4 protein-coding genes are annotated in these 16,778 nt (G+C 59.7%); all 4 read left to right on the forward strand.

All coding sequences use genetic code 11. From position 1 onward, the window contains the following. Positions 1 to 42 precede the first annotated feature (42 nt). Positions 43 to 525 (forward strand): hypothetical protein, encoded by a 483-nt coding sequence (locus tag KGB20_RS02325; protein ID WP_223531963.1) that lies wholly within the window; start codon positions 43 to 45, stop codon positions 523 to 525. A gap of 1,681 nt (positions 526 to 2,206) precedes the next feature. Then, entirely contained in the window at positions 2,207 to 2,767 is a 561-nt protein-coding gene (locus tag KGB20_RS02330) for a hypothetical protein (RefSeq protein ID WP_223531965.1), read from the forward strand. Positions 2,768 to 2,876: 109 nt separating this feature from the next. Beyond that, positions 2,877 to 10,250 carry a hypothetical protein gene (locus KGB20_RS02335; protein WP_223531967.1) on the forward strand — a complete coding sequence of 2,458 codons (7,374 nt, stop codon included), beginning with the start codon at positions 2,877 to 2,879 and terminating at the stop codon, positions 10,248 to 10,250. After that, positions 10,247 to 16,660, forward strand: coding sequence for a hypothetical protein (locus KGB20_RS02340; RefSeq protein ID WP_223531969.1), 6,414 nt, complete (start codon positions 10,247 to 10,249; stop codon positions 16,658 to 16,660). The genes KGB20_RS02335 and KGB20_RS02340 overlap by 4 nt, the downstream gene beginning before the upstream one ends. Positions 16,661 to 16,778 lie beyond the last annotated feature (118 nt).

Consider the following 16,778-nt stretch of genomic DNA (forward strand, 5'->3'; position numbering starts at 1 on the left):
AACCCCAGCTATAGCTGGCCTTCTTCTAAGGAGAATTCGAACATGAGCACAGAAATGGTTGCTGGGAAGGTTTGTGAAATGTTCATGTGCGTAGGTATAGAAGTTGATGGTTTCGCGTGGAAGTGGAACTTCGAGGATTGGGAGCCGGACCACTATCATTGGAGAGGTCCATCTTGGTTCGGATTTAAAACTGATGGAACTATTGAGTTTGGAGCTGCTTATTTAGCCAACATGCAAAGAACTGATCCAATATTTGATGTTGGAACCCCCCGAACATTCGCAGTGAACTGGGCAATGTTTGACTCAGCGGGTAATAAAATATTATATGGCGGACATGCTATTGCTGTTGGTCTTCACTACAAAGACGTAGCACGAAATAGAGTGCAACAGTGGAAATATGGCCAAGCTTACGCTGACAAAATAAAGCAGTCGACAAGGTGTACTGTACAGCGAGTTATAGTCCGACAAATTGTCGAACCTGGGCCAACCATCCCAGGTATTGACATTCCATGGGATCCAAAATAAAAAATTCATCACTGGCTCAAATCAAGGGAGTGAATGTTTTATCCAAAAATTCATTGATTACTGCGTAGGTGAACCTACAGTTTTCTGAACAGTTTTAGATGTGATAAATCCTATTAATACTTTATGGAAAATCGTTGCAATACCGTTTTTTGCCAAATAGTCATCGATAGACTTTTGCTCGGATAAGTTACGGCCCTTCGCGACTGACAGCAGTCGGCCAGAACTCTATTACGCTTGATGATGGCTTAAAGGTTCTTGTTGCTGGCTCAGCAAGCGGCTCTCATCGAAAGGAGTACGATGTGCACGGTCGCGATTTGGGTTCAGCATCGAAACTTAAAATACCTTGCTGCTCAGCACCAGAGCTTTGGACGAGTTTAAGGTTGGTGAAGTGACAGGAAGCTTGGTCGACTACTATGATGGCGAAGACGAAGCTGAAACACATTAGAGAACAAGCACTGTGCTCCAGGTCGCCGAGAGTACACCGCGAGCGACCCGCGTGCATATGCGGATCGGTATGGAGCACAGCCTAGCCGCAAAGCGAGCAATCATCGGTCATCGCGCCGTGACAGTCTGCTTCTGGTCCAGAGTGTGAGATAATGTATGCGCCGTTTTGAAGGCTGCGTTGCTACGTTAAATCTGCTTGTGCTTGTGTTAATCAGCAGACCAGAAATTTGCGTAGGAGCGCGATTTTTGCTCTAGTCCCGACTGTCAAATGTGTTCTAAAACGTTTTTACGCAGCCTCGGCCGAAAGCGGACTGAGCCTACTGTCGGCTACTAGTCAATTTTCTGTTGAAAAAGTCGGTCTTGGTTTCCATGGCCACAAAGTACCCATCTGAGATTGAGATCTTGAATCATCACAGAGAGATTCGGATTCAGATTTCGCGTTGCAGCACGCTAAAAATCCGATTTCATCGATCAGTCTTCTGGGAACATGGAAAATCAACCTTTCAACAGGACCGACCGAAACCAGTCAGTCGTGCGATTTTTGTAATCCTAAGTGGGGAGTGCTGCGCAGAAAGCTACCAGTGCGATCACCGTTAGCTCTGCTGAGGTCTAGGGCAATCCGAGATCTGCATGCGGCGCCCGCGCGGTGAAAATGAATTAATATTGCCATCAACTATAACAAATATTGCCATTGATTCTAATGCGTCGATATCGGCGGGCTACTATCAAGTCGACGAAAAACCGATTTAAATATTTATTTATGTGAGGTCGAGCCTCGGTAGTCATTATAAAAATGCGACTTCAGGGGTTATTAATGTGCCGGGCAAATCCATTGCTAGTAGGCTAATGTAGCCGATACTGGAAACAGTGTTCTGATGAATATATCGGAATCGAGTGCTGATGCAGACGTAAATAATATCTCTAAAAGTTTCTCAGCAATGCGACAGGCTGAACTTGTTCAGAGAGGTCTAGCATGTCGAAACATCAGATTTTCGTGGCGTCAGTGCTGTTAATTTTTTTCTCTTGATCACAAGCTGTTCGCTCTACCATAAGGAATACAGCCCCTGGGTGAGCGAACCAAACTATGAATTGCGTGTCGTGCAAGTCGATGATTTCGGTTCATGGTGGAGATGAGGATGGGACGCTCGGCGAATAATTATGGACTTCAACGGGCAGCCCGCTACGCTCCTCCACCGCCATCCAGCGAAACTGTGTGGTACTGACTGAGGGTACGTGAATGGCACTGACGATCACTTTTAATAAGCTGGCCACGAACAGGTTTGGAGCCGTTACCGGCGACCTCAAGTTGCTAGACGGCGCAACCGTCGTGCGAAGTGCAACCGCTTTTTCCGGGGGCGGCGGCAATAATCCTCTGGACGATGGCCAATATCGTCTGCGTCTCGATATCCGCGGCGATGAGAGCACAAATCAGGCAACAATCGATGGCGCGCTAAAGCCTTTTTACGGCATTCAGAAGGTCGGTACTAACGTCGCTTCCAGTGATGGAATACGTCGGGACATGCAAGTGGAATGGGGAACGATTCGCGCGCGCCTCAATCCCGTAGGCGGCGCGCCCGACCATGGCGACTATATCCACGGCAAGCACCGGCTTGATGACTGGACCCACGGCTGCATCTGTGACCGATCAGAAGTGTTGCTTGCCTATCTTTGGGATTTGCAGAATCCGCCTGTCGGTATCGACGTTACCGTGTCAGGTGGAACAACTTTCAATTTGGAAGAGATCGTCACTAAAAATGTTGGCAACATTGTTGCTGACAAAAAGGTCGCGCCGGATTGACCTGCATTCGGGTCGGCGGCGCTGATAGCTGAAGTAGCGCTCTTAGATCACGAGGTTATAACTACAAAGCTTAGGTCAAAGTCTACGTCCAACCGTTGGGGGCTCGTCGATGATCGAAGGGTTTGTCGCATTTCGCGCGTTCGGGACATTCGCTTGGCCCCCGCTTCCCTACTCTGGCGCCGGCGAGATCGTCGATGAGAAAGACGGTGTTGTCGAAATTCATTATCTAGCGCTTGGCCCCAGCGTGCCACTTGTCGCTTGTTTACGCTGGGTTCCGCGCGCGGACCTCCTCGCTGCAGCCAAGCACTGGGTGCCGCTGCCCTCGCAGGTGACACCGATCCCGTTGTTTCAGACTGACGAAGCGGGACTTAGGATCGCGCTCGGCGATGGCACCCAAGAAACGATCTTCTTATTAGCATCCCGCGAAGCCGCTAATCTCTTGGGCGCACGTCTTAGTTTCGATGGCATCTGCGCTCTCGAACAATTTGCTCCATGGGCGCTGTCATCAGTTGCAACAACGTTCGAAGGTTTAAGTCTTCGTTTGCCTATCGTCCGCTCCCAACGCGGGGCCGGCGACTATAGGCGAAGCCGGTTGAGCGCGCTTGTCGTCGGCCGCGACAATAAGACCGATTATCGGTTCGACCTTGCGCTGTCTTTGCCCCAAGCAGCAATGCTAGCGGAGAACGATAGTCCTCTGTCCATTTGCGGCTGGTCGAGCGTCTACCACTCCTCATTCGACGAAACGGACAATGGCGCTATCGGGGTCAAGGCGCAGAAGATTTTCTTCGGGGTGCGCGGAAATCAGTGCGGCTTAGCGAGCCAGCCGCGCGATAAGACGTTGGGGCGGTTCGAATTTGTGCTTGCCAAGCCGAGCGGCGGTCCGCCCTGGGCGCAGACCCACGCCAATCACTGGTCGATCGCCAAGCAGGCGCCGATCGGGCTGGCCCGAATGTTCGGCCTGAGCGGGCCTGCTTCGCAATCCGCATTCAAAGAAGTGGCGGTCGCACCGCCCAATCTGCCGGTCTTTCCCAGCATCGTCATTGCTGCGAGCGATGGAGGCAGCTTCCGTATAATTCAGCGTACCGCATTCAAGACACCGGGCGTCGTCTCAAACTTACTCGCCTTCCTCGTCGGTAGCAGCGTCGACAGGGATGGGCCCGATCTTCGGATCCAGAATGCCGAATTTCAATTGCGCATTGAGCCCGGACGCGACCGCTGGCTCAAGCTCGGAAAGACTCTCTATGGTGCGATCGTAGCCGAGGGCCGCCTTGATAGCCACGATGTCTGGCGCACGGCTGCCACACCGGTCGATCTTCAGCTGACCCTGGCAGCGTCGATCCGCGTCACCTCGTCCGGCTTGAGTAATACATCGATCGATCTAGCCAAGGGCGCCAGTCCGGCCGAACTGCTCGGCGCCGGTCTCGCTATGGCCAGACCGGTCTACGATCAACTGGCCAGCATCGAACCCCAGCAGCCGCAATCGACCATCCCAACCATGACGTTGTCGGACAAAGAATCCGACACTCTGTTTGCGCTCGTCGCAGATGTCGCCGGCCTACTAGAACGGAATGGGGGGATCCTACGCAGCGATGCGTCCCGACCGCACTATGCGGCCAGTCTGCTCGCCCCTGAGCGATTGGGTAGAGCCGACATTTTGCCTCCATCGATCGGCTTCAGAGCGCGCTGGCCCGCCTTTCACCGACCCCGACAGCCGGATATCACTGTCCGCCTGCGACCTCGGGCGCCGCAAGCTGGTGATGTCGGGTATTTCCTTAGCTTTGCTGTAGTGCAGGAAACGGATATCAAAGTCACTGCCGGCGGCACGCTTGGCGGCCTCGACTTCCGGCGCGCCAATGGCCCGCTTCTTGCGGAATCCGATTTCGAAGCGTCGACATTGCGCATTGGCATCGCCGATACCAAACGCAATGAATCGGGCCACCGGCTGCGACTCGCGGCCAATTTTCGGTTCGCACTCGATGCGGCGACACCGGTTGCGATCGATATCATGCGGGGCGATCGCCGATTTCTCGCGCGGCCGCTCTTGTTCGACGAGGCCGTTGAGCCGGACGGCCGTTATGTTCTGCTGACCGACGAAACCGTTGGCGGGGAGCGTGATCGTCGTCTCACTGCGCAATTGATTGAACAAGTCGAAATGGACCGCACGCGTGGTTCTAGCGTCACGCTCGGCACCGAACCGTTCGTTTTCCGCCGCAATTGGAGCCTGCCGCTCGGCGCGCGGGGTGATCAGTCGACCGCGATCGCCGCCATCTACGACAGCGACACGCGGCTCTGGCAATTTCGCCAGAGCGGCGATCCCTATCATTATGTGCAGCAGGCACAGCTGCGCGCCGAGAGCATGGACAAGCCGGGCCGGCTCGAGCTGCATGATGCGGTGCCGGTCGACGGCGTCGAGATCCTGCCCCCGCTACCCGACGCCCATGCTCGCGGGCTGCGCCGGCATGCAGTCGAATTCCGCCTTTCGCCGCCGGCCGATATCTGGGTCACGCCGAGCGAGGACGAGCGGGCCTATTACCCACCCGAAGCGTCCAGCGACCAGATCTTCAGCGACCGAGAAACCCGCGGCGTCGCGCTGCTCGCGCTGCGTGCCGAGTTCGCCTATGGGCTGCCGACCGCGCTGCTGCCCGCGCTCGAGGAGGGGCCATCCCGGAGTGCGCGTGCCGTCGAGATCGAGGCCTTGCTCGGCAGCTTTCCCGGTGAAGCCAGCCTCGCCGGCCCGGCTTCATCGATGCGCTGGGGCGATGTCCGCCGCGCCATCGCCAGTCGGCCGGAGCGGATCGAGATAATCTCGCGCGTGGCCGATAGTGAGATTGCTTATCCGCCCGCCGCCTTCAAGCGCGCCCGGTTCGCGGTGCGCACGACCGCGCTGCACCGGCCGCCGCTCGCGGTCGATGAAGCATCCGCGATTATCAAGGCGGCGCCGCTACTGAGCCATCCCAAGGGGCCACGGTTTCACTCGTTGGGGCTGTCGGGCGGACCATTCTGGCCGTTCGAATCGCACAACATCCTCGAGATGCTGCTGGCCGATCCCGAACCGATCGGCGGTATTGTCGACAATGTCGCACTCTCGCCAGTCGGCGCGGACGCAGACCAGACCGTCAGTTTCGCAAACGGACGCGTCAAGATCATCACCGAGACCCGCATGGGGCTCATCCAGCGGCAACGGGTAGAAGTGCTCGGTCGCGTCGGAGCCCTCTGGCACCGCTGCAAGCACGTTATAGTTTATGAGAGATCAGTAGCACCTTCGGCGCAGTTCACGCCGATCGCCGAGCCCGGCGACAATGACGCTGCTGCTGCCATTGCCACGCGCTCCCGTCGCGCCGTGCTGCGCAAGTTTTCCGAATATGTCGAGTTCATGCAACCCGAACGACGCTATCCCGATTTTGCCGGTGTCGCGGTCTCGACCTCTTCTTTCCTGAACGCGGTTCGCTTCAACAGTCGCATCATTCCGGTCGATAGCGCCTGGGGCCGCGATGTCGGCGACATCGGCTGGGAAGTGCCGCTATGGAACCGCCACGCCGCACGCCAACGCCCGCAAGTCTATGGCCGGCCCGATGTCAGCTTTCTCACTGCCTGCGAGGGACATGGCGCGCTCGAGGAAGCTGGGCAGGAATGCGACAACCCCGAGAATCTGTACTTCTTCGCCGACACAACCCGTGAGACGGGGGAAGATACGGATGTATGGAAAGAGCGGGCCCTGGTCGACTATAGCCCGCTCGGCCCGCCCGATCCGAAGACGGCGCTCGCCGCGACGCCGCCGGACCTCAGCGGCTCAGCCAAGAGCTTTCAAGGCGAAGCGGCCGCGGTGCCGCTTGGCCTCGGTCGCTTCACCTGGCGACTCGGTCCTCCGTCGCAACGGACGCGAATCAATGCCGGGCGCGGCGAGAAGCCAGTCTATGCTGCGCTACGCACGATCACCTTCATGCGTGCCGGCAAGCCCGTTGAGAATCCCGATGCCGGCACTCCGGGCCTGGCGGCGCTGAACATCGCCCGCAATATCAAGGCTCAGCGGGCAGAGCCGTTGCTCTCGACCTGGCGCCACGGCGAGTCACTCGCCCATGGGCCGGAGACGCTGGTTGCATTGTCGCAAGAGCTCAAGGCGACCGCGACCATGTTTGCAAGCGGCCCCGGCGCACCAGGTGCGAAGGAACGGCTGGTCGCCCTGCGCGACCAGCTCATTGCCCTGCCTAATGATCAGCGTCTCGAGCAGGCGATCGACGCGTTTAAGAAGCCGTTCGTCGACGCGTTGCCACTCGGCAACGCGGCGCAAGCTCTGCTAACGGATGAAGGAACGAAATATTGCGAGCAACTCGGCGCCAATCTCGAAGCGACCTTCCTTGCCCGCAAAAATGCCCTGAGCCGCGAGCTCGGCGCCGTCAAGGCAGAGCTCGACCAAGGCCTACTCGCTACAGTTGATCCCGCGCATTTCCCGCCATGGCTGGCCGACCGGGACGCGCTTCGCGCCTATGTCAGGCAGCTCATTGCCGAAGCGGTCGAGCCCAGCTTCAAGATGACGACGGCAGCGTTCGGGACGGTTCGCCACGCGATCGAAAGCGCACGCGACAACCTCAAGCAATGCCGCGGCGAGCTGTTGGCCGGAGTCGACCGGACGGGCCGCGACCTTGGGGCGCTGAAGCAGACCGTTGACCAGGCCAAGCCCTGGTCGGAGGCGCGCCTTGCCGAGCTCCAGGGCAAGATCGACGACCTGTTTAAGAAGGCCGCGCGGACGCTGGGTCAAGCAATTTCGGACGCGCGTGCTCGCCTGTCGGCCGAGATCGATGCCACCTCCCAAACGGTCGGAGAAGCGGCCGGGCAAGGGCTTGCTGCCCTAACTGTCGGGCAAGCCGATATTATCGGCTATCTGGATCAGGCCCGTTCCCATATCCTCCAGTTGACGACCGCCCTGGGGGCAACGCTGGCCCGGCAATTTGGCCCGAACAGCCCGCTCGAAAAGGCGCGCACGAGACTTTTGCAATGGGCCGACCAACATGATGCGCATGAGGCACAGGCGCGTGCGGCGGCAGCCCAGCTGACTCGCCTCGCTGAATTGCTGCAAGATGCACATGGCAAGCTTGCTGCGCTACCGACGACCGCGGACATCTTGGCAGAGCGGATCGACCGCGAGAGCCAGGTTGCGGTTGCCGAGCTCGCCGCGGCGATAGGAGCCGGCAAGACCGAAGCGGATCAACAGCTGGCCAATCTCGATGCCGATCTGGCTGACGCCGAGGAGACGCTGCGCCAGCATATAGGCGACCTCCTGGCCGATATCCACACGCCGACGTCCAAGGCGATGGACGATCTGTTCACAACCGTTGCCGGGGCTGACCTGGTGCAGGGGGCCGAGTGCTGGACCAATCTCATGATCGATGCGTTCGCATGCGAGGTCGAGGCGGTGCGTCCTTCCATCGAACACGGCATTGCGATGGCGTTCGAAGGGATTGATTGTGCAGCGAACGAACTTCAAGCCAAGGTCGCGGCGGTCGAGAAGCGGCTGCAGCCAGCCGCCTTGTCGAAGGAGGTGGCCGAGGCGTTGATCGATGCCGCGGATGTCGACGGCGCCATCGATCGGTTGCCGGAAGATATCTTCGCCGGAAATGCATCGCAGCATATCGATGCGTTCCGGACCGAACTGGGCCAACTGTTCGAGACGTTCCGCAAGCAGATCGAAGTCGAAGGCGTCGGCAAGCTGTTCGGCGACCTCAAGCAGGAGATTTGCGAAACCCTGGACACCGTCGTTCAGAAGGCATCGGATCTCCGCAATGAACTGGTCAAGCAAGGCCAAGCGGTGCTCGACGAGTGGCGGAAGGCCGCGCAGGATTGGATCGGTTTGTCCGACCAGGACATTGACGACATCATCGCCGATGCCGAGCGATTCCAAGAGCTTTACGATAGCTTCAAGACGCTCGACGACGACGTCCGGAAGGTCGGCGAGACCCTATCGAAAACACGCGAGGCCGCCGAAGCCTACGCCGATCGGATCACCAGCGCGGCATCGAATTTATTCGCGGACGGCGTGCTGGCGGCGCCCGGCAACATATTGCGAGCAATGGCCGCAGCGGCCTCGGTCCCGGAACTTCCGAATCTCGATTTCGTCCGAGACCGCCTCAATTATTATTATGGCGCGCTGCAGGATGTAGTCGAAACCACCGAGATCGAAGCCTATTTCGGCAAGCTCGGCGATAGCCTCAAAGCACTGGGTCTCAGTCTGCCGTTCGACAAGATCGGCGACAATTTACTCCCGGTAGACCTATCGAAGTTCGACATCGGCCGGATCTTCAACAACTTCGGTGGCCTCCAGCTTGACAAATTGTTCAAGGGTGTGAAGCTCCCCAAGGGCCTCGAAGACAATATTAAGGTGTCGCACGACTTCGACAAGAGCAGTTTTCGCGCCTGGGTCCAGATCGACGTCAAGGTCAAGATCGAGAAACGCAGCACATTGTTCGCGATTGGGCCGTTCCAGCTCGAGGTCGTTCAAGCCGAGCTGACCGGCTTCCTCAAGCTCGAGGCATCGAAGGATAAAGGTGAGGTCGAGACCAAGGGCAGGACGACCTTCAAAGCGGATTTCGACTGTGTCGTGGCGGGCCAGACGATGGTCACGCTTCGTGACGTCTCCATCACCTATAGCGAAGGCGGCGGCATGGACGTCGACTTCGATCCCTCGAAGATCAAGCTCAATCCCAGCCTCGAATTCATCCAGAAGTCGCTTGCGACGATCTTTCCCGACGAGGTCGGCGGCGTTGCGCTGATCAAGCGCGACGGCATCCCGATCGGCATTGAACATGTCTTCGACATGCCGCCGATCAGCCTGATGGGCGTTACCAGCGGCGTCCAGAACATCGCCATCGCCAATCGATTCCGGCTGGTCGCCTATCCCGACTTCGTCCTCTCCAATCGGTTCGAGCTGTCGCGCCCGGAACGGCCGTTCATCTTCTCGATCTTCATCCTCGGCGGGACGGGCTGGGTTTCGGTCGACGTCGAATATCGGCCGTTCAAGGACGAGCTTACCGTGATTGTGGATGCCGCGGTCGGAGGATCGGCGTCGATAGGGTTCGCTTTCGTCGGCGTTACCGGAACAATGTTCATTACGCTGAGCGGCGTACTCACCTACCGAAAGCTGATCTCGGGATCCGGCGGCGGCCTCGGCATTTCCCTAGTGTTGCTAATCGCTGGCATTGTCGACGTGCTGGGCATTGCCAGCGGCTACCTCGGCCAGACGCTTCGCATTTGCTATAAGGATGATGGCGGCATGGACGCGCGTGGGGATTTCACGATCGAAATCCGCATTACCCGCTTCTTCAAGGTCCAAGCCGGGGGCGAGGCCAATTATCCGATCAAGAGTGGCGGCGATAGCGCTGGCAACGGCAACCGAAGCGAGGTGCGGTCGGTCGCCGCCTCCGATCTCTCGGTCGACCGCGAAACGCACGAAATCGCACAAGGGCTCGCCGAAGCCAGGAGGGCAGGATGAGCGAGTGGATCAGCTGTATCGCCGAGCGGGAACCTCGGGAAATGCACGTCGACGGGCTCGGCCTCTCGGTCCGTCTCTCGATCGCCACCGAGGAAGTCGATAACGACATCGCCAAGGTGAAGATCATCGAGGCGCTCGAGAGTCTGCCATCGCTTCAATTCGCCATCTACATCGAAAATGGGCCACAGTGGAGATTGGCCGACCCCGCACCACAGATCGCGCGCGCGTTCAATGCCGATGCCCAGCAACGGCTGATCGATTGGCTCCACCATTATCCGCGCCCGAAGATCTTCGCCGAAGCCGGTAATGTTCACGGCCGCAACACTGATTTGGCGCGAACCGCCACCGACATTAATGCCCATGAATTATTGCTTTCGGCGGCCAGCCAGGTTGCCCCGGCGCCGCAGCATTGCGGGCTTGCGGTAATTCTGCTGACCGATGAGCCGGAGTTACTGGCAACTTCCGAGCGCCTGCTAGTCATGCCCTATCCGCCCGGCGCGGAACTGGAGCAGGCATTCAACGGGCCGCCCGGCGGCGGGGTGACGGGTGAATTGCTCCGCCACGCTTACACTGCTCCGATCATTGTCGGCGGAGTCACCTTCCTCGGCTTCGAGTCCCCGCCGGTTGCCGACACAGGAGGCAGGCCGATGATGATCGGCCCGGATGGCTTTGTGCGCCCCTCGGACGAGAGTCCTGATATGTATAAGCTGCTGCGGCGATTCGAGACCCAGGCCGGATCGGTGCTGTCCGGCAATATCCTCGCGCGATCGATCGATTGGACAGAAGGTCTGGAGCTCGAAAAGATCGAGGTGGATCCTCTGCTTTATCTGCGCCGGCTGGTCTGGACCGCCGTCTATGGACTTTCGAGTGCACTCGACACGTTGCTGCTGGCCATGATCATGCCACGTCCCGATCGCGGCCGGCCGGCCGGCGGCGTGCGTGACGGTGCGCTGCTCGCGCCGTTCTTCAAATATCTCGATGATGAATTGGTCAAACGAGCCGATGAACCTTCCCCGCCCGTCCAATATGCCCCGCCCGACCAGCGGCGGCAAATCTTGCGACGCGCCGTGCAACAGCGGGTGGCGGAGTTGGCGATCGCGGGCGGGCGCCGCGCCTTGCCCGATGCCGACAAGCGCCAGCAATTCATCGATGAACTGCGCGACATCGCCGGCCTTACCGGCGCGAGCGCGCCCGAGGTCTGGTTTCTCGATGCGCTACTGACGACCTATCAGTATCTCGACGATCCGGCGCAATGGGCTCTACTCACCGCGACGGCGGCCGATCTAGTGCAGAGCGCCCGCACCGGCGCGAGTGATACGCGCAATTATGCCGACATCCTGTCGCAGTTGCTGACCATGGACCTCGTCAAGGTCGATGCACAAAGCGCCAGCGAGACCGGCACCGAGGCAGCGACGCTCAGGATTCTGAAGCTGATCGAAGATCCTACTGTTTCCTGGATTAGGGACGCGATCCACGACACTCTCGATGACCAACAAATCCGCGGTGCTTGGCAAGCTGCGGTCGAGAGGTTGAGGGCCTTCTTTGACAAGGACGGCGGTAACGGCCTGGAGGCGGCGCGCATTTCCGCAGGATCGCTGTTCACCGACCAGCTCTACGCAGATTTGACCAATATTGACCTGAGTTTGCGCGACCTTCAGGACGCTGTCACCGCCTGGCGGTTCTGGCACGAGCGGTTCATTGCGCATACCGGAGTGTCGATAGAGCCGATCGTCGACGTCCTTGCCCATCCGATCAGTGATCTTGCAAAATTCTTTGCGACGGCCGACCCGGTCGGCTCTCCGCCACTCGACATCGACCAGGACGCCATCGATATTCTGTGCGCGGCCGCCGCGGCTGCCATGCAACCGGCAGTCGACCAATTGCTGCCGTTCGGCGGACGCTTCGTCCCCGACACGGTGCCGCAGCCGATCGCCATCCGCTTCCTGATTGATGCGCACGCCGATGATGATGGCACCACCGACGATTTTGCGGCCGCATTCTCAGGCATCGCGCTGCTGCTCAATCGTGTGTCGGAGCCTGGTCAGGCGGCTCGCTGGTCTTGGACCAATCTTGCCGAGCTTGTCTTCATGCGAGACAAAGCAATCTCGACACCTAGCTTCGACTGCGCGATCCGCCCGATCCCCGTCTCGGAGAATGACGGTCGGCGAGAAGTGTTCCTCCCTTATGACGGCAAGCCGTACACCTTGCTCATGCCCATGGCGCGACCGAACGAAGCTTCCTATCCCTTGGTCAAGACGCGTTATCCCAGGGCGGTGAACTGCGGCGCCGCCGCACCGGCCCTTGGATATGGCTCCGTCATCGAAGCGGTCGGCTGCGCTGTCGGCCGGGCCGGAAGCCTGCCGCACCCGGTCCAAGGCGACGAGCCGTGGCTGCCGAGCGCCGATCCCCGGATCGAAGAGGATTGGATTGCCCGTTATGCGATTTCACGGACTACGGCGATCGGAGCCGCTCAGTTGCTCGAAGGGTCTTCGAAGCGGCGCATCGGCGTAGTTCCCCAAGCCACCAAGACGCTTGCGCTCGACTATCCGCATCTGTCGCTGGGCGGCATCGCCGACAGCAACATCCTCGACATCTTCCGCGGCAAGGACGGGGTCGGTCTGCTCGCCGTCGAGCCCGGCAACGATCAACATATCATCCTGGATGAGATTCGCAGCTGGAAGGGTGATGCGCAGGTCGGCTTTGCGGCGCTCTGCGCTCCCGATACCAGTCTCCAAAAGGACCACAATGGGGCCTATGCATGGGTCCCGATCCCGGCTGGGGCGGCAACAACGGTGGCTTTGCGGATCAGCGAACAGAGCGGTGAAATCTTACTGACCATCTCGATCGACGGGACGACGGTCGGTCAGGTGCTCGCAGCAAGGCCTTCCTCGGTGCCTGTCTGGATCCGGGTCAAGCTGGCCGGCCCTTCGCCCCACACATCGATCAGCTTGCGGGACCCGGCCCACCATAGGGGGGCCGCGCCGCTCCGGCCGGAAAACCTCGTGCTGGCTGCCGCCGACGCGCCGATCTGGACCGAGGCCGTCCGCAAGCCTGCACAATTGATGCTCAGCGCGCCGCGCGTAAGCTCAGTCGACTTTGCTCGGGCGATGGAATATCGCCCGCTGTTCCAAGCCGTGTTCGGCGCAAACCTGGACCGGGGGCATGCGTTTCTTGACCTGCTGATGGGTGCCGAGCTCGATCGCGAACGCGGCGCCTCCTTCTTGCCCTTGCTCGATTCGCTGCCCGATCCACTGGTCGACGAATTGCTGATCGAACTCCTGCCGCAGGACAGTCTCGCCGACCGTCTCGAGGTGATCAGCAGCGCCGGCAGCCTGGCTGCGGCGCATCTCAAACTCAGCCTCCCAAACCTTGGCCGCTTGTTCGAGAAAATCGAGGCGGTGCTGGATATCGACCGCGCTCTGGCCGAACGCCGGCTCGGCGACATCCTCAGCGAAGTCGATCGACTTTGCCGTTTTCCGCTGTCGATTTCCGGCATTGACCAAGGTCCGTTGCGGCTGACCAGTGGCGCCCACGGCCTCAGAATCAACACTCCGGCCGGGTCGGTCAGCCGGCTCCGAGTGCGCTCATTGGTCGCCGCCCGGTACTTTGCGGTCGGCGCCGGGTCGGCGCCCGTGATTGACGACCGCCTGCTGCAATGGGCGGAAGGCACGATCGCAAGCACGGCAGGGGACCACTGGATCTTTGCCGGTCCCGATGTGCAGATCGAGACAATGCTCGGGCCGCTCGTTGCCGGGACAAATGTGCATCCCTGGCAGACGCGGCGTGACGAATGGGCCGCCCTCGTCGACTCAATTGTTGTGCATACGCCGCGCGGTATCGCGCGCAGCTATGAGCTTGCGGTCGACGTCGACCGGCAAGCGCATGACCGGCTCTGGTGCTGGCGCCAAGTTGGCTGGGTGGAGACAGCAACCCAGCGCTGGCGCTTCATGGGCCAGCCGATCTATCATTGGGCCGATCCCCGCTCGATCTCCCGTCCCGTCAAATATCAAGCGCAAGCCTCGCTCGAGCTCGATCTGGCGTCTCCGTCGGATCGTCCGGAATGGGGGAGCGTCAATCGCGGGGCCAGCTGGCTGCGCTTCGAGACCGAAGCCTTTCTCGGCCGCGACGATGCCGACTACGAGCCGCAGACGGTGGACATCACCTCTGGCGGCGCACGCACGCGCCTGGTCGAGATCGAGTGGGAGAAGCCTTCGGCGACGGTTTTTCGGCATCGCTTCACGCTCCGGTCACGCTACGCTGGCGCGATCGCCACCGGCCAGGCGAGTGTCCTGGCGACGTCGCCGCCGGGTAGCAGCAACTTCGAGGAAGGAGCTTGGCGCCGCATCGTCATGCTCGCCGATCGTTCGCACCTGACCTTGCCGCGACCGCAGCTGCGTGCGCTGATGCCGTTGACCCGGCCTCCTGAACGCGACGCACTGGTTGCCCCCCCACTCCTGGCGATGTTGCAGGAACAGCCGTTCGCTTATGGAGGGCTGGCCGATCGTGTCTCCGCGCGGATCGATTCCGCGATTCGCTACAGCATCCTCGACGGCACGCTGGTTATCGAATCAGTCAGCAGCGAGTTCGGGCCCGGTCCCGAGGCGCGGCCGATCGCAATACCGGAGTCGGTCGCCGAACGTTTCGTCACTCCTGCCGAAGGGCCCATCGGCCTCACCTTCGACAGCCTTGCGGCGAGCGCACCAGCGTATGCCAACACCGGCTACCTGCTGGCGCTCAAGACTTTGGGAACGGATGGGACGATCACGCCGGCCTCGATCGACTATGAAAACCACCTCGTTAAGGTCGTTCTTCAGCGTTATCTCGCTGCGGAATGGCTTGTGGCGTCGCCCTCGCCAGTCGACGTTTTTCATTTCGCGCAAACGCATTGGCTGGAGGCACTCGCCGTACCATCGACATTGGCCTTCATGCCCGTGGATGCGGCACCGGCCATGCTGCCAGCGGGCGAGTGGCTCAAGATCGAAAGGGCCGGACCAGACCTTAAGCTATGGATTGCGAAGGTCGCGATAGATCCGACCTTCTGGAGTACCGTAAGCACCCTTCCGCCAGGTGCCTCGCCGGTCGAGCCATGGCTTCGTGTGGCGACCATCGCAGTCGGTGCCGACGTGACAATGAGTATTGGCTTGTTGCTCGTGCCGCTCGATGCGCGCCGCGGGGCGGTCAGCGTCTTCCTGCAGCGACCGGGCGAGGTGCCAATCCTTCTGCGCTCACTAACCTACGGCGTGCCCGACGCGTTTGCAGCTGATACGATCCGTTATAATGGCCTTTCGGCGACACGAACCGAAGCCAGCGATCAGACACCGCCGCAATGGTCGCGGATAAGCCCCAATTTCAATATCATCCATGGGGCCGTACCGGGTTCGGAGGGTGTGACCAAGCCGATGCTTGTCGAGCAAATTGATGCGAGGCTCGACGCAGCCAGCCGACGGATTTCCATGTTTGGGCCCGGTCCCGCCGCAGCTCCGGTGTGGCCGCGCGGCAAGGTCGAGACGCCGCGCTCGCCGAGCCATTATCAGTCGCATGTGGCTGTATTAGTAAGCCAGAGCGTCGAAACACTCGGCACGCCCATCGAACGTCCGCATCTCGCCCGATTGATCAATGGCAACGGATTCAATCTACCCGACGACTTCGCGCTGGAGCACGCCGACTTCGTGCGCTTCATGGAATTCCAAGTTCCCGGAGCGATTTATGGCTACCTGCCGGGGCAAGGCGAACAATTACCCGATATCTACCGCCGCGCACGTTTCGATCTCACGGCGATCGGCTTCGATCGGGCAAGGCCGGCGACGACTTTGGTCTTCTCGGTCTGTTTCAGGTTGCTCGGGGACATCGCCGCGCGCCAAGCACTTCGATCGCTGGAGATCGACCTCGAAGCGGACCAAACGCCGATCGAGGAAGAGTCGGTGCTGGCTCTAGCACCCACCAAGCTCGCGCTGTCGCTCAATCTGCCAAATAGCGTCAACAAGGCGGTAGCGGAAATCCTGCTCGACCTAGAGGTCGGTGAGACCGGCAGTCTCAAGCCTAAAACCACACGCTGCATCTTTGACGATGGTACCAGCCTCGACTTTACCCCCGACGCCGTCGGGGCCAAGCTCCTACCCGCTTTCGACGATCCCGTCGACGAGCGCGCGCAAGGACTCGCTTTCACTAACATACAACCCGTGTTCGCGCGCGGTGATCACTCGATCTGGTTTGAGATCGGTATGCTCGGTACCGGTATGGGGCGAGGCTTTCAGGAGCGACTTGATTTCGATTGGTTCTTCGGAACGGGCGAAGTGCTCGCCGACAAGGGGACATTGTGTGAGGAACTACGGACCATGTTCGAAGCGCAGGCCGTAATGGTGCGCTTTTCGCATGCCGTGCCAATTTCGAGTTCGATCACTACAAAGTGAAACAACTGCCATGGAGGGCATGTCCGTCGAATTATTCGACTGCTATGCTTCTACCTGTCATCGACCCAGTTTGAGCGTCCGGTCCCGACATTCACTGACGGTTGATCGCGTGATGTTC

The sequence above is a fragment of the Pseudomonas sp. BF-R-30 genome (assembly GCF_019956175.1).
Classification (GTDB): domain Bacteria; phylum Pseudomonadota; class Gammaproteobacteria; order Pseudomonadales; family Pseudomonadaceae; genus Aquipseudomonas; species Aquipseudomonas jessenii.